General features: G+C 71.2%; 27 protein-coding genes and 2 tRNA genes. 13 read left to right on the top strand and 16 right to left on the bottom strand.

The features are described from left to right. Positions 1-32: 32 nt before the first annotated feature. Positions 33-668 carry a hypothetical protein gene (locus tag EXE50_RS03685; protein WP_053772645.1) on the bottom strand — a complete coding sequence of 212 codons (636 nt, stop codon included), beginning with the start codon at positions 666-668 and terminating at the stop codon, positions 33-35. Continuing rightward, positions 665-1,366: a bifunctional 2-polyprenyl-6-hydroxyphenol methylase/3-demethylubiquinol 3-O-methyltransferase UbiG gene (locus EXE50_RS03680; RefSeq protein ID WP_053772644.1), complete on the bottom strand. Its 702-nt coding sequence runs from the start codon at positions 1,364-1,366 to the stop codon at positions 665-667. The genes EXE50_RS03685 and EXE50_RS03680 overlap by 4 nt, the downstream gene beginning before the upstream one ends. A 60-nt stretch (positions 1,367-1,426) precedes the next feature. Between EXE50_RS03680 and EXE50_RS03675 the strand changes: the two genes are divergently transcribed. Further along, positions 1,427-1,939, top strand: coding sequence for a CinA family protein (locus EXE50_RS03675; RefSeq protein ID WP_121600650.1), 513 nt, complete (start codon positions 1,427-1,429; stop codon positions 1,937-1,939). 72 nt (positions 1,940-2,011) lie between these two features. Next, a complete protein-coding gene (locus EXE50_RS03670) occupies positions 2,012-2,431 on the top strand; it encodes a universal stress protein (protein WP_053772642.1) in 420 nt (139 codons plus the stop codon). 40 nt (positions 2,432-2,471) lie between these two features. On the opposite strand, the gene EXE50_RS03665 is transcribed toward EXE50_RS03670, so the two are convergent. The 4 genes from EXE50_RS03665 to EXE50_RS03650 form a co-directional block, all read right to left on the bottom strand. Next, on the bottom strand, positions 2,472-2,675 hold the full coding sequence (locus EXE50_RS03665) for a hypothetical protein (RefSeq protein WP_053772641.1): 204 nt from the start codon (positions 2,673-2,675) through the stop codon (positions 2,472-2,474). Between the two features lie 60 nt (positions 2,676-2,735). Continuing rightward, positions 2,736-2,809: transfer RNA gene (locus EXE50_RS03660), tRNA-Thr, on the bottom strand. 61 nt (positions 2,810-2,870) lie between these two features. Then, entirely contained in the window at positions 2,871-3,458 is a 588-nt protein-coding gene (locus EXE50_RS03655; RefSeq protein WP_053772640.1) for a GNAT family N-acetyltransferase, read from the bottom strand. Positions 3,459-3,524: 66 nt separating this feature from the next. Next, entirely contained in the window at positions 3,525-4,247 is a 723-nt protein-coding gene (locus EXE50_RS03650; RefSeq protein WP_137704399.1) for a cyclic nucleotide-binding/CBS domain-containing protein, read from the bottom strand. Positions 4,248-4,447: 200 nt separating this feature from the next. Between EXE50_RS03650 and udk the strand changes: the two genes are divergently transcribed. Then, complete coding sequence (gene udk, locus EXE50_RS03645; RefSeq protein ID WP_053772638.1) at positions 4,448-5,146, top strand: uridine kinase; 699 nt, start codon at positions 4,448-4,450, stop codon at positions 5,144-5,146. 360 nt (positions 5,147-5,506) lie between these two features. On the opposite strand, the gene EXE50_RS03640 is transcribed toward udk, so the two are convergent. After that, a complete protein-coding gene (locus EXE50_RS03640) occupies positions 5,507-6,889 on the bottom strand; it encodes a DEAD/DEAH box helicase family protein (RefSeq protein ID WP_137704398.1) in 1,383 nt (460 codons plus the stop codon). 49 nt (positions 6,890-6,938) lie between these two features. Between EXE50_RS03640 and EXE50_RS03635 the strand changes: the two genes are divergently transcribed. Next, positions 6,939-7,892, top strand: a complete 954-nt coding sequence (locus EXE50_RS03635; RefSeq protein ID WP_053772636.1) for an alpha/beta hydrolase — start codon at positions 6,939-6,941, stop codon at positions 7,890-7,892. A gap of 51 nt (positions 7,893-7,943) precedes the next feature. Here the strand turns inward: EXE50_RS03635 and EXE50_RS03630 are convergent, their stop codons facing one another. Then, positions 7,944-8,393 (bottom strand): universal stress protein, encoded by a 450-nt coding sequence (locus EXE50_RS03630; RefSeq protein WP_053772635.1) that lies wholly within the window; start codon positions 8,391-8,393, stop codon positions 7,944-7,946. Between the two features lie 131 nt (positions 8,394-8,524). On the opposite strand from EXE50_RS03630, the gene EXE50_RS03625 reads away from it, so the two are divergent. Both EXE50_RS03625 and EXE50_RS03620 read left to right on the top strand, forming a co-directional pair. Next, a complete protein-coding gene (locus tag EXE50_RS03625; protein WP_137704397.1) occupies positions 8,525-10,171 on the top strand; it encodes an amidohydrolase in 1,647 nt (548 codons plus the stop codon). A 97-nt stretch (positions 10,172-10,268) separates the two neighbouring features. Beyond that, on the top strand, positions 10,269-10,520 hold the full coding sequence (locus EXE50_RS03620) for a hypothetical protein (protein ID WP_053772633.1): 252 nt from the start codon (positions 10,269-10,271) through the stop codon (positions 10,518-10,520). 12 nt (positions 10,521-10,532) lie between these two features. Here the strand turns inward: EXE50_RS03620 and speB are convergent, their stop codons facing one another. Further along, the gene (speB, locus tag EXE50_RS03615) at positions 10,533-11,375 is read right to left on the bottom strand and encodes an agmatinase (protein WP_137704396.1); all 843 of its coding nucleotides are present in this window, start codon (positions 11,373-11,375) and stop codon (positions 10,533-10,535) included. Between the two features lie 5 nt (positions 11,376-11,380). Continuing rightward, on the bottom strand, positions 11,381-11,758 hold the full coding sequence (locus EXE50_RS03610; RefSeq protein ID WP_017344606.1) for a translation initiation factor IF-5A: 378 nt from the start codon (positions 11,756-11,758) through the stop codon (positions 11,381-11,383). Between the two features lie 158 nt (positions 11,759-11,916). On the opposite strand from EXE50_RS03610, the gene EXE50_RS03605 reads away from it, so the two are divergent. Then, the gene (locus EXE50_RS03605) at positions 11,917-12,573 is read left to right on the top strand and encodes a hypothetical protein (RefSeq protein WP_241982621.1); all 657 of its coding nucleotides are present in this window, start codon (positions 11,917-11,919) and stop codon (positions 12,571-12,573) included. Positions 12,574-12,668: 95 nt separating this feature from the next. Here the strand turns inward: EXE50_RS03605 and EXE50_RS03600 are convergent, their stop codons facing one another. Further along, positions 12,669-12,953 carry a hypothetical protein gene (locus EXE50_RS03600; RefSeq protein WP_137704395.1) on the bottom strand — a complete coding sequence of 95 codons (285 nt, stop codon included), beginning with the start codon at positions 12,951-12,953 and terminating at the stop codon, positions 12,669-12,671. After that, positions 12,953-14,107: an aminotransferase class I/II-fold pyridoxal phosphate-dependent enzyme gene (locus EXE50_RS03595; protein WP_137704394.1), complete on the bottom strand. Its 1,155-nt coding sequence runs from the start codon at positions 14,105-14,107 to the stop codon at positions 12,953-12,955. Before EXE50_RS03595 ends, EXE50_RS03600 begins: the two co-directional genes overlap by 1 nt. Before the next feature lie 114 nt (positions 14,108-14,221). Between EXE50_RS03595 and EXE50_RS03590 the strand changes: the two genes are divergently transcribed. Both EXE50_RS03590 and EXE50_RS03585 read left to right on the top strand, forming a co-directional pair. Next, on the top strand, positions 14,222-15,280 hold the full coding sequence (locus tag EXE50_RS03590) for an AI-2E family transporter (protein ID WP_137704393.1): 1,059 nt from the start codon (positions 14,222-14,224) through the stop codon (positions 15,278-15,280). Positions 15,281-15,354: 74 nt separating this feature from the next. After that, entirely contained in the window at positions 15,355-16,980 is a 1,626-nt protein-coding gene (locus EXE50_RS03585) for a succinic semialdehyde dehydrogenase (protein WP_137704392.1), read from the top strand. Positions 16,981-17,028: 48 nt separating this feature from the next. On the opposite strand, the gene EXE50_RS03580 is transcribed toward EXE50_RS03585, so the two are convergent. Beyond that, complete coding sequence (locus EXE50_RS03580; protein WP_121600638.1) at positions 17,029-17,619, bottom strand: NAD(P)/FAD-dependent oxidoreductase; 591 nt, start codon at positions 17,617-17,619, stop codon at positions 17,029-17,031. A gap of 111 nt (positions 17,620-17,730) precedes the next feature. Continuing rightward, positions 17,731-18,621 carry a hypothetical protein gene (locus tag EXE50_RS03575; RefSeq protein WP_121600637.1) on the bottom strand — a complete coding sequence of 297 codons (891 nt, stop codon included), beginning with the start codon at positions 18,619-18,621 and terminating at the stop codon, positions 17,731-17,733. 162 nt (positions 18,622-18,783) lie between these two features. Between EXE50_RS03575 and EXE50_RS03570 the strand changes: the two genes are divergently transcribed. Next, a tRNA-Tyr gene (locus EXE50_RS03570) sits at positions 18,784-18,857 on the top strand. A 214-nt stretch (positions 18,858-19,071) separates the two neighbouring features. Further along, entirely contained in the window at positions 19,072-19,266 is a 195-nt protein-coding gene (locus EXE50_RS03565) for a hypothetical protein (protein WP_137704391.1), read from the top strand. A gap of 8 nt (positions 19,267-19,274) precedes the next feature. Here the strand turns inward: EXE50_RS03565 and EXE50_RS03560 are convergent, their stop codons facing one another. Beyond that, positions 19,275-19,841: a MarR family transcriptional regulator gene (locus tag EXE50_RS03560; protein WP_137704390.1), complete on the bottom strand. Its 567-nt coding sequence runs from the start codon at positions 19,839-19,841 to the stop codon at positions 19,275-19,277. A 713-nt stretch (positions 19,842-20,554) separates the two neighbouring features. Between EXE50_RS03560 and EXE50_RS03550 the strand changes: the two genes are divergently transcribed. Further along, positions 20,555-21,259: a thermonuclease family protein gene (locus EXE50_RS03550; RefSeq protein ID WP_137704388.1), complete on the top strand. Its 705-nt coding sequence runs from the start codon at positions 20,555-20,557 to the stop codon at positions 21,257-21,259. A gap of 33 nt (positions 21,260-21,292) precedes the next feature. After that, positions 21,293-22,042 carry a hypothetical protein gene (locus tag EXE50_RS03545; protein WP_053772624.1) on the top strand — a complete coding sequence of 250 codons (750 nt, stop codon included), beginning with the start codon at positions 21,293-21,295 and terminating at the stop codon, positions 22,040-22,042. 294 nt (positions 22,043-22,336) lie between these two features. On the opposite strand, the gene EXE50_RS17305 is transcribed toward EXE50_RS03545, so the two are convergent. Further along, complete coding sequence (locus tag EXE50_RS17305; RefSeq protein ID WP_167551923.1) at positions 22,337-22,480, bottom strand: hypothetical protein; 144 nt, start codon at positions 22,478-22,480, stop codon at positions 22,337-22,339. Positions 22,481-22,495: the final 15 nt, after the last annotated feature.

Here is a 22,495-nt window from a genome sequence, read left to right as displayed (position 1 = left end):
GGGGACCGACCCGTCCGGTGTGATCCGACCGCTCAGTCGTCGGTCACCCGTTCGGCCGCGTCGAGGTAGCGACGGCAGGTCGCGGCCGCCCACTCGCGGACCGCGGGGTCGTCCGTCCACAGTAGCGCGGCGACCCCCGCGTCGTCGACCAGTCCGACGACGGCGCGGTCGTCGCCGAGCGCCACCGCGACCGGCGAGTCGCCGTCGTGTCGGTACGCGTCGACGCCGCGGTCGGCGAGCGCGCGCCGGACTACCGGCCCCGTCGCTCCGGCGAGTCGGTCGGCCGCGGCGCCGGTGAACACGACGCGGGCCTCTCGCGGCGCGACCGCGTCGGGTTCGGTGTCGGTCGCGCCGTCGCCCCCGTCGTCTCCCGCCGCCAGCGCCGCGTTCAGCCGACGGGCGAGGTCGGCCTCGAACCGCGGGACGACGGCGACGACGCTCTCGGACTCGCCGACGAGGGCGGCCAGTCGCCCGGCGGGGGTCCCGATGTCGCCGCTGACCGCGCCCTCGCCGGCCGGTCCGCTCTCGGTCGCCTCGTCGTCCGCAGATGCGCGTCCGCGTTCGAGGGTGTCGACTCGCTCGTCGAGGCGCTCGGGGTCGACGTCGACGGCGCGCGCCACGAGCGACCGGAGGGCGGCCGCGGGCGACGCGGGGTCGCCGTCGCTCACGGGCCCTTCTCGCCCGCGGCCGCGGAGTCGCCCGCGGCGTCGTCTGCGCCCGCCGAGTCGCGCTCGTCCCCCGGCCATCGGGCGGGCGCGTCGGGTCGCGGCGGATACGACTGCCGGCCGCCGGTCGACTTCCGCGCCAAGAGCCGCGCCGTCGCGCGGCGGCGGTCGCCGGGGCGCTCCGTCGTCGTCTCGTCGTAGTAGCGCACGCTCAGCCCGAGTCCGGCGCGGAGCAGTTCGTTCGCCGCGAAGCGGTAGCGGTCGTCGCTCGGCCCCGACGGCGACGGCTCCGCCGAGCGGAGGTGGCCCTCGACGAAGAGGTACCCGCCGGGCGAGAGCGACGCGACGAGGTCGGCGAAGCGGTCGAGGGTGTGGAAGTAGCTCATCGTGACGAGGTCGTACGCCTCCGCCGGGAGTTCGTGCGTCGTCGCGTCCGCCGCTATCGTCTCGATCCGGTCGGCGACGCCGCGTTCGGCGGCGCGCTCGCGGACGATCCGGAGCCCCGCCGCCGAGGCGTCGAGCGCGTCGACGTCGTAGCCGCGGTCCGCGAGGAACACCGCGTTCCGGCCGGTGCCGGCGGCGACGTCGAGCGCGCGACCGCCGGGCAGCGACGGCTCGTATGCGCGAAGCACGGGAGACGGCTCCGGCGCCCGGGGGTACTCCCCCGACGCGAAGCGCTCGTCCCAGTCGGTGTCGGTCACGGTCGCCGTTCGACGCGCCGGGGCGTAAACCTCAGGGGCGCCTCGCTCGGAGTGGCCCGTATGGACGACGCGACGGACCCCGCCGAGCGCCTGAACGCGCTCCTCGCCGACCGCGACGAGACGCTCGCGACCGCGGAGTCGCTCACGGGCGGCCTCGTCGGCTCGCGAGTGACGGACGCCCCGGGCGCGAGCGCCTACTTCGACCGCGGCTTCGTGACGTACACCTACGACGCCAAGCGCGAGCTGCTCGGCGTCTCACGCGAGTCGCTCGACGCGCACGGCGCCGTGAGCGAGCCGGTGGTCCGCGAGATGGCGGCGGGCGCCCGCGACCGGGCGGACGCGGACTGGGCGGTCGCGACGACCGGCATCGCCGGACCGACGGGCGGGACCGACGAGAAACCGGTCGGGCTCGTTTACTTCGGCGTCGCGCACGCCGCGCCGTGGGGCACCGGGGAGTCGTTCGTGCGAACCGAGCGGGCCGTCCTCGACGGCGACCGCGACGCGGTGAAGCGGGGCGCCGCAGAGCGGGCGCTCGACGCCCTCGTCCGGGTCATCGAGGACGTCGACGGGTGAGGATGCGACCGGTCGGCCCGCCCGACCCGTATCACCACTTGGGTTTATCAGGAGACGGCGCGTACCGCCGGCATGATCGAGCGCGTACTCGTGGCGATGGACGGCTCAGACCTCTCCGAGCGCGCGCTCCGGTACGCGCTCGACGGACACCCCGACGCCGAGATAACCGTGCTGACAGTGGTCGGCGGCGCGTCGCCGATGATGGGACAGGCCGCGGGGATCGCGCTGTCGGACGACGGCGAAGACGGGGTCCGCGAGGCCGCCGCGCCGGTGTTCGAACGGGCGCGGGAGATCGCGGCCGAGTACGACGCGACCGTCGAGACGGCCGTGGAGACGGGCCGCCCCGCGCGTCAGATAATCGACCGGGCCGAGGAGTTCGACGTGGTCGTCTTGGGCACCCACAGCGGGTCGCTGGCCGACCGCCTGTTCGTCGGCAACGTGGCGAAGACGGTGTTCCAGCGGTCGCCGGTGCCGGTCACGGTCGTGCGGTGAGTCAGCGGACTTCGGTCGCGATCCGTGCGCCCGCCCGCGGTCAGTCGATGTACGCGTTCCCGACGACCGCGACGACCAGCGCGGCGATCACGATCCACGTGAGGGGCTCGACCGCGAGAAGTCGGATCGGGCGCGCGGCCGACTCCCCGAAGCCGAAGAGGACGCCGCCCGCGAACGCGATCGCGACCACGAGCGCGCCGACGATCCCGGCCACGCCGAGCAGCGCGCGATCCGACGAGTCCATACCCGACGTGTGCGTCGGGGCTACTTAAGAAATGCCCGCGGATGGTCGTGACGGGGTCGAAGCCAGGGCAGGGATTTGAACCCCGGAAGTCTCGATTACAAGTCGAGTGCATGAACCACCCATGCTCCCCTGGCGCGTGCGGTCGTACTCGGTCCTCCTATGAGTGCGTGTCGCTTTCCGCGAACCCGGCCGGGGTCAGCCGCTTTCGTCGGTCGGATCCGCGCCCTCACCGTCATGCGACTCGGCCTCGGAGTCGGGCAACTCGGCCTCGGCGTCGCCCAGCGACTTCGTCAGTTCGACCCGGTGGAGGTCGTAGCCCCGCGCCGCGTAGAACGCCCGGGCGCGGTCGTTGTCGGCGAGCGCCTCCAGTGCCACGTGTTCGGCGCCCGCCTCGGCGAGTTCGCGCTCCGCCGCGTCGAGCAGCGCCGCGCCGATCCCCTCCCCGCGGCGCTCCGGGACCACGTAGAGGTTGCTGACGGTCCCGCGGACGGCGTCGCGCTCGTAGTCGCCGCGTTCGAGCGAGAAGCCGACGAAGCCGACCGGATCGGATGTTCCGTCTCCTCCCCCCTCCGTCTCCGCCCCGGGAGGCGGAGCGCGAGCGACGAACAGCTCGCCCGTGACGACCGACTGTGCGACCCACTCGCGGACGGTCGCGCGGTTCGCCTCGGCGCGGAGCGTGGCGCCGTGCTCCCGCTGGCCGGCCGCGAGCGAGACCCACATGTCGGTGACGGCGTCGACGTCGTCGGCGGTCGCCGGCTCGACCCGCGCGTCCGACTCGCCCATGCGCACGCCTTCGGCTCGCGGCGTGTTGAGGCTGCCGGCCGGCGGATCGCTCGCCTCGGTGCGGGCTCAGATCTCGCGGCAGTTCGGGCAGACGGCCTGCCCGTTCGCGGTGACGAGGTCGGGGACGAGCGCGCCGCAGTTCTCGCAGACGCCCTGGGTCGATCCCCCGTCCGCGCCGCCGGTCGCGTCGGCGCCGCCGTCGGTGTCGGCGGTCTCGTCCCGCGTCGCGACCGCCGCACGCTCCGCCGCCTCGGAGTCCATCGTCGCCTCGGCGCGCCGCTCCGCGTCGGTGTCCGCGGCGGCCGCGGTCGACAGCACCGCTCCGTCGGGCCCGGGCTCGCCCGCCGCGGGCTCCTCGCCGAAGGCCTCGGTGCCGGTGCCCGTCCGCGGCGCGCCCGCGGCGAGCGCGTCGCCGTCCGTGACGACGCCGACGGCCTCCCCGTCCGCCACCGCGACGACGCGGTCCGCCCCCTCCGCGACGAGGCGCTCCTCGACCGCCGCCAGCGAGTCGTCGGGCGCCACCGCCGGCAGCGGCGGGCCCATCACGTCGGCGACGGTGAGGTCGGCAGGGGCCGGACCGTCGTCCGATCCGGCGGTCGTCGCGTCCAGCAGCGCGTCGAGCGCGTCGCGGGACTCCAGGCGTCCGACCGGCTCGCCGCCGCGCACGACGACCAGACAGTTCGTCTCCTCGTCGACCAGCAGCGCGGCCGCGTCCGGGAGCGAGTCCGACTCGCTGACGCCGAGGAACTCGCGGTGCATCACGTCACGAACCGTGGTGTCTGTTCGCATACGACCCGGATCCGCTCCGACCGGCTAAAAGGTGCCCCCGGTAGCGTTTTATCCGCGCCGGTCGTACAGTTGCGATCGGTTCACACGCAGGTCGCCGGACGTGCGACGCGCGGCGGCCCCCGGTGCGTGCGCAGCGGTGACGGGGACCGCACGCGGCGAGGAAAGGGAGCGTTCAAACCCTCCGGCGTTCGAACGGCGATATGGCCATTCCCTCGTTCGTGATCGGGATCGCGGGCGGGACGGGCGCCGGGAAGACGACGGTCTCCCGGCTCGTCACCCGCGACCTCGGCGACAGCGTCACCCGGATCCCGCTGGACAACTACTACGAGGACCTCTCGCACCTCGAGTTCGAGGAGCGTCAGGAGGTCAACTACGACCACCCCTCGGCGTTCGAGTGGGAGCTGCTCAGGGAGCACTTGGAGGCGCTCTTGGAGGGCCAGTCCGTCGAGATGCCCCAGTACGACTTCGAGGTCCACAACCGCAAAGACGAGCGCGTCACCGTCGAGCCGACCGACGTGATCGTCTTGGAGGGAATCTTAGCGCTGTACGACGAGGAGATAAACGACATGATGGACCTCCGGCTGTTCGTCGAGACCGACGCCGACGTGCGGATTCTCCGTCGGATTCGGCGAGACGTGATCGAGCGCGGCCGCGACCTAGAGGGCGTCATCGACCAGTACCTCTCGACGGTGAAGCCGATGCACGAGCAGTTCATCGAGCCCTCGAAGAAGCACGCCGACGTGATCATTCCGGAGGGCGCCAACAGCGTCGCCGTGAACCTCTTAGAGGAGAAGCTCCGCGCCGAGGTCGAGGGCGACGCCGTCCGGAGCTGGGAGCGCGGCAGCCTCGAACAGGAGCTCGGCGAGAAGCGCTCGCTGGACGTCGACGGCGACGATTAATCGCGGGCGGTTCTCTCAGGTTACGGACCCGACGGCGCAGTCGTGGTGACCACCTCCAAAGCCCCAGTCGCGAGGGCGGCGCACGCTCGCTGCGGTCCTCAGTCGGTCGCTCCGCTCCCTCCTTGCGGTCCTTACGTCGCCTGCGCCGCCCTCGCGACTGCCCCTTTGAGTCCCCCCGAACCGCACCTCACGCCTCCCCAGCCTCGCGGCTCCCTTCGCTTCGCTCCGGTCGCCGCGTCCCTCGCGCGTGCTCCTCGCGCCCTATCGGGCGCTCGTCGGCACGCGCCGCCGCATCGTCTTTCATAAAAATTGTACCAGCCGCTCACAGGAATTTAAATATCCCCTCCCGACCGTTCCGGCTTATCGCCGCCGGCTCGCCACCCGCTCCTCGGCGGTCTCGGCGCTGACGAGCTCGTACAGCGTCGCCCGCCCGCCATCCTCCTTCGGGCGAAGCACGCGGCCGAGCCGCTGGGTGAACTCGCGCTCGCTGCCCGAGCCGGAGAGCAGGACCGCCACGTTCGCGTCGGGCACGTCGACTCCCTCGTCGAGGACGTTGGCGGCGACGACCCGGCTGTAGGTGCCGTCGCGGAAGCGCTCCAAGATCTCGCGGCGCTCCTTGGCGCCCGTCTCGGCGGTGATCGCGGGCAGGAGGAAGCGCTCGGAGAGGCGGTAGACGAGGTCGGTGTGGGCCGTGAACACGATGACGCGGTCGTCGCGGTGGCGCTCCAATATCTCGGCGAGCCGCTCGACCTTGCGGTCGGCGTTCATCATGATCTCGCGGGCGTCCTGCTTCGCGAGCAGGGCCTCGCGGGCCGCGGGGTCGTTGCCCGAGCGCTTGACGAGCTCCTGGTAGTCGCTGCCGCTCGAGAACGTGATGCCGGCGTCGCGCACGTACTCGACGAAGGTGCCCTGCCTCTCGTCGTATCGCTCGCGCTCTTCCGCCGTCAGCTCCACCTCGATCCGCCGGATGTCGTAGGGCGCGAGGTGGTCGCCCGCCAGGTCGTCCACGTCGAGCGCGTAGACGCGCTCGCCGACCAGGTCGGCGACGACCTCGTGAGCCCCGTCCGGGCGCTCGAAGGTGGCGGTGAGGCCGAGCCGCGCGGGCGCGGCGAGGAGGCGGGCGGCGTCGCGGTACCCCTCGCCGCCCAAGTGGTGGACCTCGTCGAAGACGACGAACTCGAAGGCGTCGCCGACGCCGTCGGCCTTCAGGTACGCCGAGTCGTACGTCGACACCGTGACCGCCTCCCGGCGCTGCTCGCCGCCGCCGAACCGACCGATCGGGGCGTCGAACTCGCGTTCGAGTTCGCGCTGCCACTGGTCGAGGAGGTCGACGGTGGGGACGACCACGAGCGTCGGGACGCCCAGGTCGACCATCGCGCGGACCGCGATCACGGTCTTGCCCGCCCCGGTCGGGAGTTCGATCACGCCGCGGTCGTCCGCCTCGCGCCACGCGTCCAACGCCTCGCGCTGGTACTCGCGGAGGTCGTAGTCCGTCGCGAGCGCGTCCGGCAGCCCCGCCTCGCTCGCCGCGCGGTCGCTCGCGTCGAGGACGCGGTCGTCGACCGAGACGCCGGCCACCTGAAGCGCCCGCCGGAGTTCGGCGTAGCGGTGCGCGGGCGCCCGACCCGTCCCGGTCCGGGGGTCGGTCTCGACCCCCGGGAGCGGCGGGAGCGCGTCGGGCGCGAGGTCGGCGTCCGCGTCGATCCGGACCGTGCCGTCCTCGTAGGTCAGCCGGACGTCCATCGCCCGGAATTGCCGACCGACTTACAAAGGCCCACCGCCTCGCCCCGGTATGCGCGCGGACGAACTCGACCCGGACCTCGCCGCGGCGATCGACGAGATCGAGTCGCTGGGCCTGCCCGCGTGGAGCGACCTCTCCGTCGCGGCCGCCCGCGACCTCGAGGACGACCTGTTCTCCGGGCCGCCCGAGCCGCCGGTGGCCGAGGTCCGCGACCTGGCGTTCGACGGCCCGCACGGGGAGGTGCCGGTGCGGGCGTACCGGCCGGGGACCGCGCTCGACGCGGCCGACGGCGAGCCGGGCCGCGCCCTCGTCCACTTCCACGGGGGCGGGTGGACGCTCGGGACGCTCGACTCGGTCGACGGGATCTGCCGCGAGCTCGCCGTCCGCGCCGGCGCCGTCGTCGTCTCCGTCGACTACCGCCTCGCCCCGGAACATCCCTTCCCGGTCGCGGTCGACGAGGCGGCCGCGGCGGTCGGGTGGGTCGCGGAGGCCGCCGACGCGCTCGGCGTCGACCCCGCTCGGCTCGGCGTCTCTGGCACCAGCGCGGGCGGCGCGCTCGCGGTCGCCGCGTCGCTTCGCGCCCGGGAGTTCGACGAGCCGCCGACCCCCACCGGCCAGTTCCTGCTCTATCCGATCGCCGGCCACGACTTCGAGACGGACTCCTACCGGGAGAACGCCGACGGCCCCCTCCTCACCCGCGCGGACATGCGGTGGTTCTACGAGCAGTACCTCCGGAGCCCGGTCGACGCCGCGAACCCCTACGCGGTGCCGCTCCGGGCGGCCCACCTCGGCGACCTGCCCCCCGCGACGGTCGTCACCGCCGGGTTCGACCCCCTGCGCGACGACGGCGCCGCGCTCGCGGAGCGGTTCGGGCGCGAGGGGACCGCGGTCGAGCACCGTCACTACCCGGCGATGGCGCACGGGTTCTGTAGCCTCGCCGACCGCGTGCCGACCGCGGAGGCGGCGCTGTCCGCGGTCGCCGAGGACGTGCGAGAACGGTTGTGAGGCGGCCGCGGGGCCTGGGTTCCGCTCCCGAGCCCCGGGCGCCGACTCCGGTCAGGCGTCCACGGTCGTCTTCACGATGCTCACGGGCGCGGTCGACTGCCGGGAGACGCGCTCGGTGACGGAGCCGAGCATCCGTCGGTAGCCGCCGGAGCGCGTCTTCGACCCCATCACCGTGAGGTCCACGTCCGCCTCGTCGACGTACCGGAGGATCTCCTCGTGGGGGACGCCGTACCGCAGCGCGGTGACGGTCTCGACGTCGGCCTCGTTCGCGCGGGACGCGACCGCGTCGAGCGCCTCGCGGCCGCTCTCTTCGAGTGTCTCCTCGGCGCCCTCGGCGCCGTCGACGAACTCGTCGCCGGAGTAGGCGTTCACCACGTCGCTGTCGACCACGTAGAGAACGTGAAGCGTCGCGTCGTAGCGGTCGGCGGCGTCTATCGCGTGGTCGGTCGCGCGGTCGACGCCGACGCTGCCGTCGGTCGGGAGGAGCACGTTGTCGTACATACGCGACGGTTCGACGGGCGAGCGAATAAATCGGTCGCCCGTTCCCGGCGGCCGGTTCAGTCGGCGGCCGCCGGCGCCGCCGTCCGACCGGTTCCCGAACGGTTAACACGCTGTGCGCCCGCCGAAGTCCCATGACAGAGGCCGCGGACCGGATCTTCGTGAACGGAGAGGTACACACGCTCGCGGACCCGGACGACGGCGGCGACGAGGTCGCGGAGGCCGTCGCCGTGCGCGACGGTGCGGTCGTCAGGACCGGGCGGACCCACGACGTGGAGCTGCTCGCGGGCGTCGACACCGACGTGGTCGACCTCGGCGGGCGCGTGCTCCTCCCCGGGTTCGTCGACGCGCACACCCACCTGACGACCGTGGGGCGGTACCTCGTCCACGCGGACCTCTCCGCGGCCGACTCCCCCGGAGCGGCCGTCGACCTGCTCGCGGAGCGCGCGGCGGAAGTGGAACGGGAGGAGAGCGGCGGCGAGGCGGCCGGCGGGGGCGACGAGGCGGCCGGCGGGGGCGACGAGGCGAGCGACGGCGGCGGGACCGGCGAGTGGGTGTTGGGCTACGGCTACGACGAGTCGACCTGGGACGAGTCGCGCTACCTGACCCGCGCGGACCTCGACCGCGTCTCGGCCGAGCGTCCGGTCGCGGCGTTCCGCGAGGACATGCACGTCGCGGCGGTCAACGGCGTCGCGCTCGACCGCTTCGCGGAGGTGCTCGCCGACGCGCCTGACGGGACGGTGCCGACCGAGGACGGCGAGCCGACCGGGGTCCTCCTCGAGGCCGCCATCGATCCGATCTACCGTGCGGTCGAGCCGGACCGCGAGGAGACGCGCGCCGTCGTCGAGGCCGCGCTCGACCAGTGCGCCGAGCGCGGGATCACCGGCTTCCACGACATGGTCCGCGACTCGCACGCCCCGCGGGTCTACCGCGACCTCGACGCGGCCGGCGAACTCACCGCCCGCGTCCGGATCAACTACTGGAGCGACCACCTCGACGCGGTGCGGGAGGTCGGCCTCGCCACGAACGCGGGGAGCGAGTTCGTCGAGACCGGCGCGATCAAGTCCTACACGGACGGGAGCCTCGGCGGTCGGACGGCCCGCCTCTCGGCGCCGTACGCGGACGCCCCCGACGAGACCGGGCAGTGGGTCGTCGACCCCGAGGAGCTGGACGAGGCGGTCGCGGCCGCGACCGAGGCGGGCTTCCAGTTCACCGCCCACGCCATCGGCGACGAGGCGGTCGACGCCGTGCTGGACGCCTACGAGGACGCCTCGGAGACTGACGCGGGCGAGGCGCGCCACCGGATCGAACACGTCGAACTGGCCGACGACGACGCGATAGCGCGGCTCGCGGAGACCGGCGTCGTCGCGAGCGTCCAGCCGAACTTCCTGAAGTGGGCGGGCGAGGGTGGCCTCTACGAGGAGCGACTGGGACCCGAGCGCACCGCCGAGACGAACCGCTACCGCGACATGCTCGACGCGGGGGTCGAGCTCGCCTTCGGCTCCGACGGGATGCCGATGGACCCGCTCGTCGGCGTCCACCACGCGGTCACCGCCCCGGCAGAGCCCCAGCGGCTCACGGTCACCGAGGCGCTGCGCGCGTACACGAGCGGCGCCGCCTACGCCGGCTTCGAAGAGGACCGACTCGGGACGATCGAACCCGGGAAGCGGGCCGACCTCGTCGCGCTCGACGACTCGCCGTGGGAGGCGTCCGACGCCATCGACGACATCGACGTCGCCCTGACGGTCGTCGACGGCGAGGTCGTGTTCGACGACCGGTGAGCCGGCGGCAGGGGAGGTCGGCGGCCGTCGAACCGGGAAACCCGCAATCGCTGCCAGAAAACAGTAGTTATTAATCGTGTAGTTCTAACGCGCCACTATGGCAGAGATAGCCATCGAGTACGCCGAGGGGAACCGCCTCCGGTCGGAGGCGGAGACCGCCCGACGGCTCATCGACGCGTACCTCGGCGACCGCCCCGACGTCGACCGCGTCACGCTCGCTCCCTCCGGAGAGTCCGTCTTCTGTGTCAGCGTCGAAGGCGACCGTATCTGGTGTACCGACCCCCGCGAGTGGATCGATGCGATGGAGGCGGTGACGGCCGCGCGGAAACGCCTCTCGGAGGTCTCGTAACGCTCCCGTCCGTCACTCGCCCGACTCGTCCTCGCGGGCCGCCGCGCGCGCGAACACGAAATCCCGCAGCAGTTTGCCCGCGACCGCCGCCGCCTGCCCGTCGTCGCGGTCGTTCACCTCGACGACGTCGAACCCGTCGGCCCGGGGCGCGACGGCGCGCACGAGGTCCCGGACCTCGCGCGGTTCGAGTCCGAACGGCTCCATCGTTCCGGTTCCGGGGGCGTACCCCGGGTCGAGCCCGTCGACGTCGACGGAGCAGTAGACCGACTCGTCCGCGAAGGCGTCGCCGTCGAGGGCGTCGAGCCAGTCGCGAGCGTCCTCGGGCGCGACGGCCTCCACGTCGGCCTCGGCCGCGCGGTCCCACTCCGCCTCGGAGCCGGTCCGGGCGCCGACGATCACCGCGCGGTCGACGCCCAGGTCGTCGAGACAGCGGCGCGTGACGCAGGCGTGGTTCCACGGGGTCCCGTCGTACGCCTCGCGGAGGTCGAGGTGCGCGTCGACGACGACGAGGGCGTCGGGTTCCACCGCGTCGACGCCGGCGTAGGTGACCGTGTGCTCGCCGCCGAGGAGGAGGGGGACGGCGCCGTCGTAGACGACGCTCCGCAGTTCGGCGGCGAGGTGGTCGAGGTACGCCGGCACGTCGTCCCAGGGACGCACGTCGCCGGCGTCGTGGACGCCCAGCGCGGAGAAGCGGCTGTCCGTGCGGCGGTCGTAGTCGTCGTACGTCTCGGCGAATCGCCGGACCCGGTCCGGTCCGAACCGGGCGCCCGGCTGAAAAGTGGTCGTGGCGTCGAGCGGAGCGCCGACGACCACGTGGGAAGCAGCTTCGCGGTCGGTCGTCGCCCCGGGGAACATGCCGACTACCCGATGATCTTCCGTTGGCCCTCGTAGTCGAGGTACTCGATGTTGTCGTCCGAGGTGAAGTCCTCGCCCTCGGGGATACGCATCGTGAACGTGTCGTAGGTGTCTAAGTCCATCACCTGGACCTCGTCACCGCTGACGTTGACGACCTGTCCCTGCTTGCGCTCGATGATCGGGACCCACACCTTCGCGTCGACCGGCTGCGAGAGCGAGCGCTTCTTGTCGTCGAAGACGCCCTTCCCCTCGACGCGTGCCTTCGCGCTGCCGTGTTTTCCGGGTTTGGCGGTGCTGTAGTGGTTGATCTTACAGGGCGCGTCGTCCATCATCACGTAGCTGCCCTCCTGGAGTTCGCGAACCTGCTTCTGCTCTCGCGGCATGAACGCCATTTCCCGCGGGGCGGGTATAAACGGTTTGGAACCGCGGCGCTGCCGGAATCGGTCCGGCGGCCGAGGCCGTTCCGAGGGCCCGGACCGGACGATCCGGCTGCTCCCGCGGAGGGGAAACACTCAACAGGAGCCGAGTTAGATCGCCGGGCGTGTCCCCGTTCGCTCCCCTCTCGTCGGACGCACCGACCTCGACCGCCGCTATCGGCGACGCCGCGACCCCGAGCGTCGCCTCCGCCGACCCGGCCGCGATCCCCCTGAGCGGCGACGGGCTCGTGCTCGCCGGCGCGGTGATCTCGGCCGGAGTCGCGCTCCTCGCCGGCGTCGTCGCGTACGTCCTCCGCTCGTCCGACGACCGGGTCGACCGCGTCGCCGACGCGCTCGGCGGCGACCTGCCCGCGCCCACCGACGCGCCGCTCCGCGAGGGGGCCGACGCGCCGTCGTCCACCGGCCTTCACGAGGTCGCCGAACACGACGACGGCGACCCGGTGTACGTCCCCGTGGTCCGGGTCCCGCTCGCGACGGCCGACCCCGGGACGGACGGCGTCTACCGCCACGCCGCCCGCGCCGCCGCGGCGCTGCACGACGAGTTCGGCGACGCCCACGTGCGCGGCTACGACGTGGAGTTCGGCCTCGACGACGGGTCGATCGGCGACGTCGGCCGGACGGTGAAACGCGTCGCCGTGACGCCCGGCCTCGCGGAGCGGCTCCGCGACCCGGACTACGATCACCGCGACCTCCGGAGCGACGTCGAGGCCGGCGACGACGGCGACCCCGGCGTCCCCCGGTCGACTGGGGCGACGCGGTGAACTACGCGAGCGGAAGCGGGTCGGCCGGGGCCGGCGGCGCGGCGGCGGCGTCGGCCGCGGCGACGTAGGGCGCCCCGATCGCGGAAAAAAGCGGTCTACGGGTCGAGCTCGTCGACGTACTCCTCCGGCTCCTCGTCGTCGTCGACGTTCCCGTCCGGCGGGACGAACTGTCCCGTGTACAGGTAGCTGACGAGGAACATGACGATGAAGCCGACGCCGACCGCGGCCGTCGTCCGCACGACGAACGGGAATTCGACGAAGTAGAGCGCGCGGTCGGCGATCGCGATGGCGACGGCCGCGGTCACCAGGATCTTCTGCTCGTCGGTCGGGTCGCGGACGAGCCCGACCACGTCGTCCTTGAGGTCGCCGAGCAGGCCCATCAGGCGTCACCTCCGCTCGTCGCGGCCGCGTCGGACGCCGCCGCACGCTCCTCGATCACGCGGCTCACGCGGTCGAGCCCGTCTGCTAACTCCTCAGTGGGGAGCCCGAACCCGATCCGGAACCGGCCCGGGAAGCCGAACAGGTTCCCGGGCGCGAGGACGACGCTCGCCTCGTCGACGACCGTCCGGCAGAACGCCTCCGCGTCGTCGAACCCGTCGGGGACCGTAACGAACGCGTTGACGCCGACCGGGTCGAGCCAGTCGAGGCCGTGCTCGTCGACCCAGTCCGCGACCCGATCGCGGTGGTCCGCCGCCAGCTCGCGGTTCTCGGTCAAGATGCGGTCCTCGCGCGCGCCGAGCGCCTGCTTCGCGACGTGTTGGCCGAACAGGCTCGGCGAGATGGTCGTGTAGTCCTTCCACTGCCACGCGCGCTCGACGACGGGCTCCGGGCCGGCGATCCAGCCGAACCGCAGCCCGGCGAGCCCGTACGCTTTCGTCAGGCTCGTGGTCGAGATCCCGTGCGCGCCGTAGCTCGCGACCGGCGGCTGCGGCTCGTCGGCGAGCAGGCGGTACACCTCGTCGCAGAGCAGGTAGGCGTCGCGCTCGACCGCGACGTCGTACACCGCTCGCATCGCCGCCTCGTCGTGGTACTGTCCGGTGGGGTTGTTCGGGTTGTTGACGACGATCACGGCGGTGTCGTCGCGGGCCGCGTCGGCGACCGCGCCGGGGTCCAGCTCCCACTCGGGCGGCTCCAACTCGACGCGGGTCACGTCCCCGAAGGCGTCCGGCACGGCGTGGAGCGCCTGGTACGTGGGCGTGACGACGACGGCGTGGGTGCCGGAGCCGACGCCGGTCTCCCCGCCCTCCCCGTCGACGGCGGTCTCGTCGCCGAGCAGCGAGAGGAACGTCAGGAAGTTCGCCTCCTGGGTGCCGCACGTGAAGAGGACCTCGTCGGCGGACCGGTCGTAGCGGTCGCCGACGGACGCCCGGAACTCGGGGTCGCCGTTCGTCGGGATGACGTAGCCGAGCTTCCCCGGGTCGAGGTCGAACCGACTCGCGTCGAGCGACCGGACGCCGCTCTCGGCCAGCATGATGTCGGCCTCGTGTTCGTGCTCCGCGAACCAGCGTTCGAGGCCGAACGGGTCGATGCGCATGGGCGTCCTCGGGGAGGCGCGAGGTTAGGTGCTGTGGTCTCGGGCGCCCGGTACGGGTTCGAGGCGGGCCGCGACCACCACAACGACTTTCCTCGCCGATCGCGACGGGGTGACATGGTTCTCAACCGGCAGCGGCTGTTGGCCGCCCTGTTCGTCGCCCTGGCGACGCTCGCGGCGGCCGTGCTGGCGGAGGTGCTGCGGACGGTCGTCTTCGCGGTCACCGTCGCGTACGTCCTGTACCCCCTCCGGCAGCGGCTCGTCGGCCGGGGACTCCCACGCCGGATCGCCTGCGGCGTCGCCACCGCGGTCGCCTTCCTCGGCGCCACGCTCCTCGTGGCGCCGCTCCTGTACGCGCTGTACCGGCGCCGGGCGGAGCTGATCGCCATCCTCGAAGGGATTCCAGACGTCGTCCCGATCAGCGTCGGCGACTTCGAGACGGCGATCGAGGTCGCGCCGTACGTCGCGGCCGCCGAGGCCTTCGTCCGCGACGTCGCGCTCGCGCTGGCGGGCGCGGCGCCCGTCCTCGTCTTGGAGCTCGTCGTGTTCACCTTCCTCGTGTACGGCATCCTCTACCGGCCGGGAGCGGTCGGCGCCGCCGTCTTCGGCGTCCTGCCGCCGGAATACCACGACGTCCCCGCTCGGCTCCACGAGCGGACGCGACGGACGCTGTACTCGATCTACGTGCTTCAGGCGGCGACGGCGGCGGCGACGTTCCTCCTCGCGCTCGTGGTGTTCCGCGTCCTCGGCTACGGCTCGCCGGTCCTGCTGGCCGTGATCGCCGGCGTCCTCCAGTTCATCCCCGTGGTCGGCCCGAGCATCCTCATCGTCGCTCTCGGCGCCGGCGACGTACTCGTCGGTCAGCCCGGGCGAGCGATCGCCGTGCTGGTGATCGGCCTCGTCGTCGTCGCCTTCGTCCCCGACGCGGTGATCCGGACCCGGCTCGCCGGCTGGACCGGGAAGATATCCCCGGGGCTGTACTTCGTCGGCTTCGTCGGCGGCATCCTCACGCTCGGCGCGGTCGGGGTCATCGTCGGCCCCCTCGTCGTCTCGCTGCTGCTCGAGGTGATCGACATGCTCACCGAACACGGCGCCACGGGGTCCGTCGCGCACGAACCCCGCTCCGTCGCGCAGGAGGCCGGCCCCGTCGAGGGGCGCGAGGACTCGTCGGACTGACCGGCGCCCGATCCACCTCCCCCTCTCCGCCGCCGGTACCGCTTTCCCTCCGCCGACCGTCGTCACGGTATCCGATGCCCCCGACGGATCTCCCCACCGCGGTCGGCGACGCCCCGACGCTCGCTTCGCGACGCCTCGACGACCTCCCCGAGCGCGTGGCCCGCTCGCGGCCGGCGGACGGCGACGACGCCATCGACGTGTTCGCCCCGGCGACCGGCGAGCGGATCGGACGCGTGCCGGCCTGCGACGCGGACGACGTGGCGGCCGCCGTCGAGCGCGCGCGAGACGCGCAGGCCGAGTGGGCCGAGACGCCCGCGGCGGAGCGCGCCCGGGTCGTCGACCGGTTCGGCGACCTCGTCGCGGACCGTCGCGAGACGCTGCTCGACCTCCTGCAGTTGGAGACGGGCAAGTCCCGGCGCACCGCCGTCGAGGAGCTGTTCGACGTGCCGACCGGCTGCGCGTACGTCGCGAGCGAGGCGCCGGACGCGCTGGCCGAGGAGCGCCGCCGGGGGGTCGCGCCCGGGATCACGACCGCGACGGTCACCCGCGAGCCGGTCGGCGTCGTCGGAGTCATCTCGCCGTGGAACTACCCGCTCACCCTCTCGATGGCGGACGCGATCCCCGCCTTGGCCGCCGGCAACGCGGTCGTGCTCAAGCCCGACGAGAAGACGCCGTTCGGGGCCCTCCTGCTCTCCGAACTGCTGGAGGTCGCCGGCCTCCCGGCGGACCTGTTCCAGGTGGTCACCGGCGAGGGGCCGCGGGTCGGGCCGCCGCTGATCGACGCGGTCGACTACGTCGCGTTCACCGGCAGCACGGCGACCGGGCGGACGATCGCGGAGCGCGCGGGGCGGAACCTGATCGGCTGTTCGCTGGAGCTCGGCGGCAACAACCCGCTCGTCGTCCTCGGCGACGCCGACGTCGAGGAGGCCGCCCGCGGCGCGGTCCAGGCCTGCTTCTCGAACGCGGGCCAGCTCTGCCTCTCCGCCGAGCGGATCTACGTCGTCGAGTCCGCGTACGACGCCTTCCTCGACGCGTTCGTTCGCGAGACGGAGGCGGTGACGCTCGGCACGGGGTACGACTACGACGCCGACCTCGGGTCGCTCGTCGACGCCGACCAGCTGGCCCGGGTCGAGTCGCACGTCGAGGACGCCCGCGAGCGCGGCGCGACCGTCGAGACCGGCGGCCGCGCGCGGCCCGACGTGGGACCCTCCTGCTACGAGCCCACCATACTGACCGGCGTCGAGCCCGACGCGACGGTCGCCTGCGAGGAGACGTTCGGGCCCGTGGCCGCCGTGACGCCGGTCCCGGACGCCGACGCGGCGATAGCGGCCGCGAACGACTCTCCCTACGGGCTCAACGCGAGCGTCTGGACCGCGGACCGCGAGCGCGGCGCCGAGATCGCCCGCGAGATCGACTGCGGCACGGTGAACGTCAACGACGCGTTCCTCGCCACGTGGGGCGCGAACGACGCGCCGATGGGGGGGTTCGGCGACTCCGGGCTCGGTCGGCGACACGGGCCGGAGGGGATCCGGCGCTACACGGAGACGCGGACGGTGGGCGTCTCGCGGGTCGGCCCGCTGACGTTCCCGGACCGGATCCCGACCGACTGGTTCGTCCGCGGCGCGTTCGCGGCGATGGGGGTCGGGCGGCGAGCGAGCCGCGCGGTCGGCGCGGTCAGACGGCGCTTCTCGCGCCGCTGAGGGAGCGCGTCGAGCCGACGACCCGCGACCGAGGCGCCGGACGCCGCCTCACTCCCCGTCGTCGATCAGGTCGCCGAACACGGAGGCCGCGGTGTCCGGAACGTCGAAGTCGTGGTAGTGCTCGCCCTTCTCGTTCGAGAGGATGTTGAGCGCGGCGGCCGCGCCGTCGCCCGCGGAGATGACAGCCTGCCACTCCTCGGCGCGGGCCATCGCACCCGTCGCGTAGGCGCCCTCAACGCTGGTCTCCATCGAGACGCCGACGCTGACGGTGTCGTCGTCGTCGAACGCGCAGCCCAGCTCCTCCGCGAGGTCGCGGTTCGCGCCCGTCGCGAGGACGACGTAGTCGGCGTCGTACTCGTCCTCCTCGGTCGTCACGGCGAAGCCGTCGTCGGTCGACTCGACGCCGGTGACCTCCTCGCCCTGATGGCGGTCGACGCCGAAGTCGTCGACCTGCTGGCGCGCGGTCGCCATGAACTCGCTGCCGCCGACGGAGCCGACGCCGAGGTAGTTGAACAGGTGCGCCTTGTGCATCCACGTCCCGTCCGTGTCGAAGAGGACGGTGTCGAGGCCGTTCTTGCTCGCGAACAGTCCCGCGCTCAGTCCGGCCGGTCCACCGCCGACGATTGCGACGTCTGACATGGCCGCCATATCACCGCGCCCGGACATAAGCGTTGACGGAAGCGGGGATCGACGGGACGGGCCGAGACGAGTCGGCTGCGGCGACGACGCGCCGACGACGGACCCGGCGATTTACGCCCCGAAATCGTCGAGCGAGCCGTCGGGAGCGTCGTCGCCCTCCTGACCGACGTTCCGATCACCCTCCTGGCCGTCGTTCCTGTCGCCTTCCCCGTCGCCGTCTCCTCCCCCGCTCTCATCGCCGGGCTCACCCCACGGGTCGTTCGGGTCGACCGGTTCGACGGCGCGGTCGAGCTCGTCGGCCTCGTACTCGGTGTCCTCGTCGAGGATCATCGCGAGGCGCTGCCAGCGCGCGCTCTGGTCGTCCTCGCCCTCGGGCCCGACCCGGGCGCCGTGGGTCTTGAAGAAGCGGGTGCCGCGCCCGCGCTTCGAGCCCTCGCCGGTGTGGCCGTCGAAGACCGCGTCGAACTCGCCCTCCGGTTCGAGATCACCGACCGGGAAGTCGTGCGCCGGCTCCTCGCCGCGCTCGCGGGCCTCGGCGCGGACCTCTGCGACGGCGGAGAAGTAGGCGTCCGCGTTCGACGCCTCCCGGGTTGAGCGGGCGCGGGCGGCCGCGAGCGCGGCGTGAATCGCACAGAGGCGGCCCTTCCACGCGTCCGGCTCCCAGCGCTCGGTGGCGAGCTCCTCGTAGCGGTCGATCAGGAGCGCGACCTCGTCGCCCGCGCGGAGGTCCTCGACGACGTAGAGGTTGAGGCGGTCCCAGAGGTTCCAGGCGTACCCGGAGCGGGCCAGCTCCCAGGCCGCCCACGCCGCGACCTCCTCGTCGGAGCGCCGGACCGCCTTCTGGAGGAGGCTGGAGACGACGTACCGGCTGTACCCGCCGTCCGTCTCGTTCGGCTCCTTCTCCTCGCCGAAGTCGTTCTCGCCCGTCGCGTCCGGCGTCGTCTCGGTTTCGAGGCTCCCGTCCGACCCGAACGTCGCCTGTCTGTCGTCGCCGTCGGCCATGCCCTCGCTCCCGCCGCGAGCGACTTAACTGCCGCGCGGCGGCGCGACGGGAACGCGGCGCGAGGCGGCCGTCGAGTCGGTCGATCCGCGCTGCGGTACGGCGGATCACACCTGTTCTGAAAGGGAACCCTTAAGTCGAATCCGGCGGCTATGTTTCGGTAACCGCCCTTAGCTCAGCCTGGTAGAGCAGTCGACTGTAGATCGACTTGTCCCCCGTTCAATTCGGGGAGGGCGGACTTCTGTTGCGAACAACGTGAGCAGTCAGAAGTCTCACGGACCGAATTGAGCAGACGAGTCACAGCCCGGAACGGCGAGCGAAGCGAGCCGCACGCCCGGACTGTCTCGGCGAGGGGGGATTGAACCTCAACACTCGTGAGCGACAGCGAGTGGTTGACGCCTATATTCTCGGCGCGAGATTAATTCGGCCGTGTTGGGTCGCACCACCGCTACGTGGGCGTGGCGCTGTCGCTGTTCGGTTTCGCGTCGATCTGGCCGTACTACCCGGCGACGGGCGCGGGCTTCGCGTTCATCGGCCTACTGGTCGCGCTCGACGACGTGATCGAGCATATGACGTCATATTCAACGCCGCTGGATCAAGTATGGAAGCGAGTTATCTATCCAGTTATATTGAGGATCGAAATGTGATGTGACAACTAATCATCTCGAAACCAGCTGGATGGAAGGTAGCGCCACACGAAGCTATTAATTACAGCCTGTATAGGCGACAGGAATGATACGATAAGCCCCGTTAGAAACGAGCCTAACGCAATTGTAGCGTAAATTACGGGTGGTACTCCGGAGTCTTGTGTGATGCTCAATGAAAACCCGACGTAGAAAGCGAAGACAACCAAGCCACCGAGAAGCATAGTGAATCCGATTAACGCAAAGGCTCCAGGAACCGTTTTAGAGTGCTTTTTCAATAACACCCAGGTATCCCTGTAGAAGCTTCTAATCGCTGTTGTTCCTTCGGTTTCAGCAGGATTGCGGACGTCGGTATTCCAGCTAAATGTTGTCTGATTTTCTCGACGAAAGAGCCAATCAGACTTTTCCATATCTCTGATATGGCCACTGATTGCTGTGGTCGAACAGCCTATCATCTCGGCAAGTTCAGGCTGGGTGTACTGACGGTCAGGGTGATAGTATAGCAATTCTGCTATTTCAAAGAAGGTATCTCCCTTCTGACCAAACTCTTCGTGAAATTCCTCCGGAAGCCTCCGCATACTCTAGTATAAGCAAACGTGGAATAAAAATGATTGACACAGGTGTGTATGACCATCCACACCCCCATTTATCGCCATAAACCGGGGTTTGAGGGCCTGTAAAAGATGTTCTCTATTTTTAGGCCCGTGTGCCCTTTTTCGATATGTCGATGTCAGATAGACAAGAAAGATCGACAATTGAACTTGGGTTGAGTGGAGAAAATAACAGCCAGCAGGGAACAGATCGAGGTCAGATTGATCCTCGGCTAATAGTAGGGTGTTTTGTCCTCATAATTATCGCGGGGCCTCTGGTGGCCGGTATTGTCGACATTCAGTCGGCATTAGCTTCCACTCCCGCGTTTACCGGCGGTTCCGCCGCGGTGATTGCGTTGCTCTTGCTCGCAACCATCGTTGCGGGAATCCTCGGATTAGACTAAAGAGAAGAATCAATTTTTGAATAGTAGATCAGACAAACGCCAGCGTCCGCTCCTCGGTGTGCTCGCTAACGACCTCGTCGACGCCCTCTCGGTCAACCACCGCCGCGTGTAGCGCCTCGCCGGTCGTCATTAGCTCGCTCATATCGTCGGTCTCCTCGATCCCTTCCTCCCACGCTTCAGGATCACCGGGACGGAAACTCCCGCGTGTATCGGTCAGCGAAACCGCTCGATCGCGGCCGAGCGTGACGGCAGGGCCGCCACCACCCGACTTTTCACGGCTCCCGGCTACAAGTCGCTATGAGCGTTCGCTGGCGGCCGATCGCCCTCGTCACCCTCGTCCTACTGGCCGGCTGCGCCGGCGCGCCGGTCCCGGACACGGGCTCCGGCTCGCAGCCCACCGCCCTCGACTCGCCGCCCGCCGATCCGGACGGCGTCGACCCCGACGACACGGCCGACACGGCGTGGACGGGCACCGTCGTCCGCGTCGTCGACGGCGACACGATGGAGGTCGAGTTCCCGAACGGCGAGGTCGACACCGTCAGGCTCCTCGGCGTCGACACGCCCGAGACGAGCGCGGAGTCGACCTCCCCCGCCGAGTTCGAGGGCATCCCGGAGACGGATGCCGGACGCACGCACCTCGCGACGTGGGGCGGCGAGGCGTCGGCGTTCGCGGAGTCGAAACTCGCCGGCGAGGAGGTCACGGTCGTGACCGGGGGCGACCGCCGAGGCGGCTACGGGCGCCTGCTCGCGGTGCTGTACGTCGACGGCGAGGACTTCAACGAGCGCCTGCTGACCGAGGGGTACGCCCGGCTGTACGACACCGAGTTCGCGAAACGCGACGCGTACGCGGCCGCCGAGGCGGACGCGAGGGAACGCGGCGCCGGCCTCTGGGCGTTCGACGAGGCCGAGTCCTCCGCCGAGACGGGCGAGGTCGACGGCGCGGACCTCCGGCCGCCCTCCCGGCTCGAAGCCGCGGGGACCGCGGCCTCTGTGTCGGCGTAACACACTTAAGAGCGCGCTCGGTAGGGTGTCGTAGTGGCATCCCGACAGGGCGGGTCGGGGGACGCGGAGCCCCTCGGGCCCGGATCGACGGAGCGTCGGACCGCCTCCACGACCGCCGCAGCGAGCCGGCAGGCAGACGCGCGACACCGGTCCCCGCCGGAGTCGCCGGCGTGCCGCCGCGCTCGGGCCGGACGAACCGATCGGTCCGCGGACTATCGGTCGGTCGACCCGCCGCACGGCGGGGAGGCCGCCGCCCGGACGCCGGAGGATCCGCCGGTCCGGGACCCCTCTCTGTACGCGCTGACCGACCACTTCCGCGAGCGGCTCGAACAGCCCGGTCGGTACGTGTCGACACGCACCGTGAGCGACGCGATCCGGGAGGGTCAGTTGCGGTGGAACAGCACCGACGGCTGGCGGTTCGCCCTCGTCGAGGGGGGCGTCCGCTTCGTCGTGGTCGTGAGCGACACCGAGACGGACTCTCCGGTCGTCGTCACCGGCTGGACCGAGGTCGCGGACCGCGAGGCGGCGTTAGAGGCCCCGCGGTGGGACGGCGTCGACGTCGACACCATCGCCGTGCGGGCCGCGCTGAGCGAGTCGGCCGCGACGCCGATTCCCGACCGGATCCGCCCCCGAACGGTTACCCGCCCGTTCGAGGTGGGCGAGCATCGACTCGAAACCGAGCCCGGCGAGCCGTTCGTGCGCTGTACGGAGTGCGGCTGCCGGTTCCGCTCGAAGGAGGGGATCACGTCGCGGCGGTGTCGACAGCGGTCGCCCGGACGGTAGCGGTCGAGCTCCGACGTATCCATTTATACACAACTGTCGAGCGACGAATACCGCTCGGCCGTGAATCTGCGGTGCGGTGGCGGGACTCGAAGGGGCAGTCGCGAGGCGGGGATAGGCGAGATAAGGACCGCAAGGAGCGAGCGAAGCGAGCGACTGAGGACCGCAACGAGCGTGCCCCCGCCTCGCGACCGGGGCTTCGGCGGTGTGCGTGTCGACGGTAGCAGCTATTGATAACTAGCCGACCGGATCGCCGTCTCGGACGCGGAATCGGCTCGGACGACTCTCTGGCGTCGGTTATAATCCGATGAAGTCGTCGAGTTCGACGTCGGTCACATGGCCGCCGCACGCCGCGCACTCCTCCACGTAGTCCGGGGCCGCACCGCCTTCCATGTGGAGGTTACCGCACTCGGTACACACCTGGAATTCGGCGTCTAACATGCGGTCGAGCGTTTT

Source organism: Halorubrum sp. ARQ200 (genome assembly GCF_005435115.1).
Lineage (GTDB): Archaea > Halobacteriota > Halobacteria > Halobacteriales > Haloferacaceae > Halorubrum > Halorubrum tropicale.
This window is presented reverse-complemented; position numbering and strand designations above follow the sequence as displayed.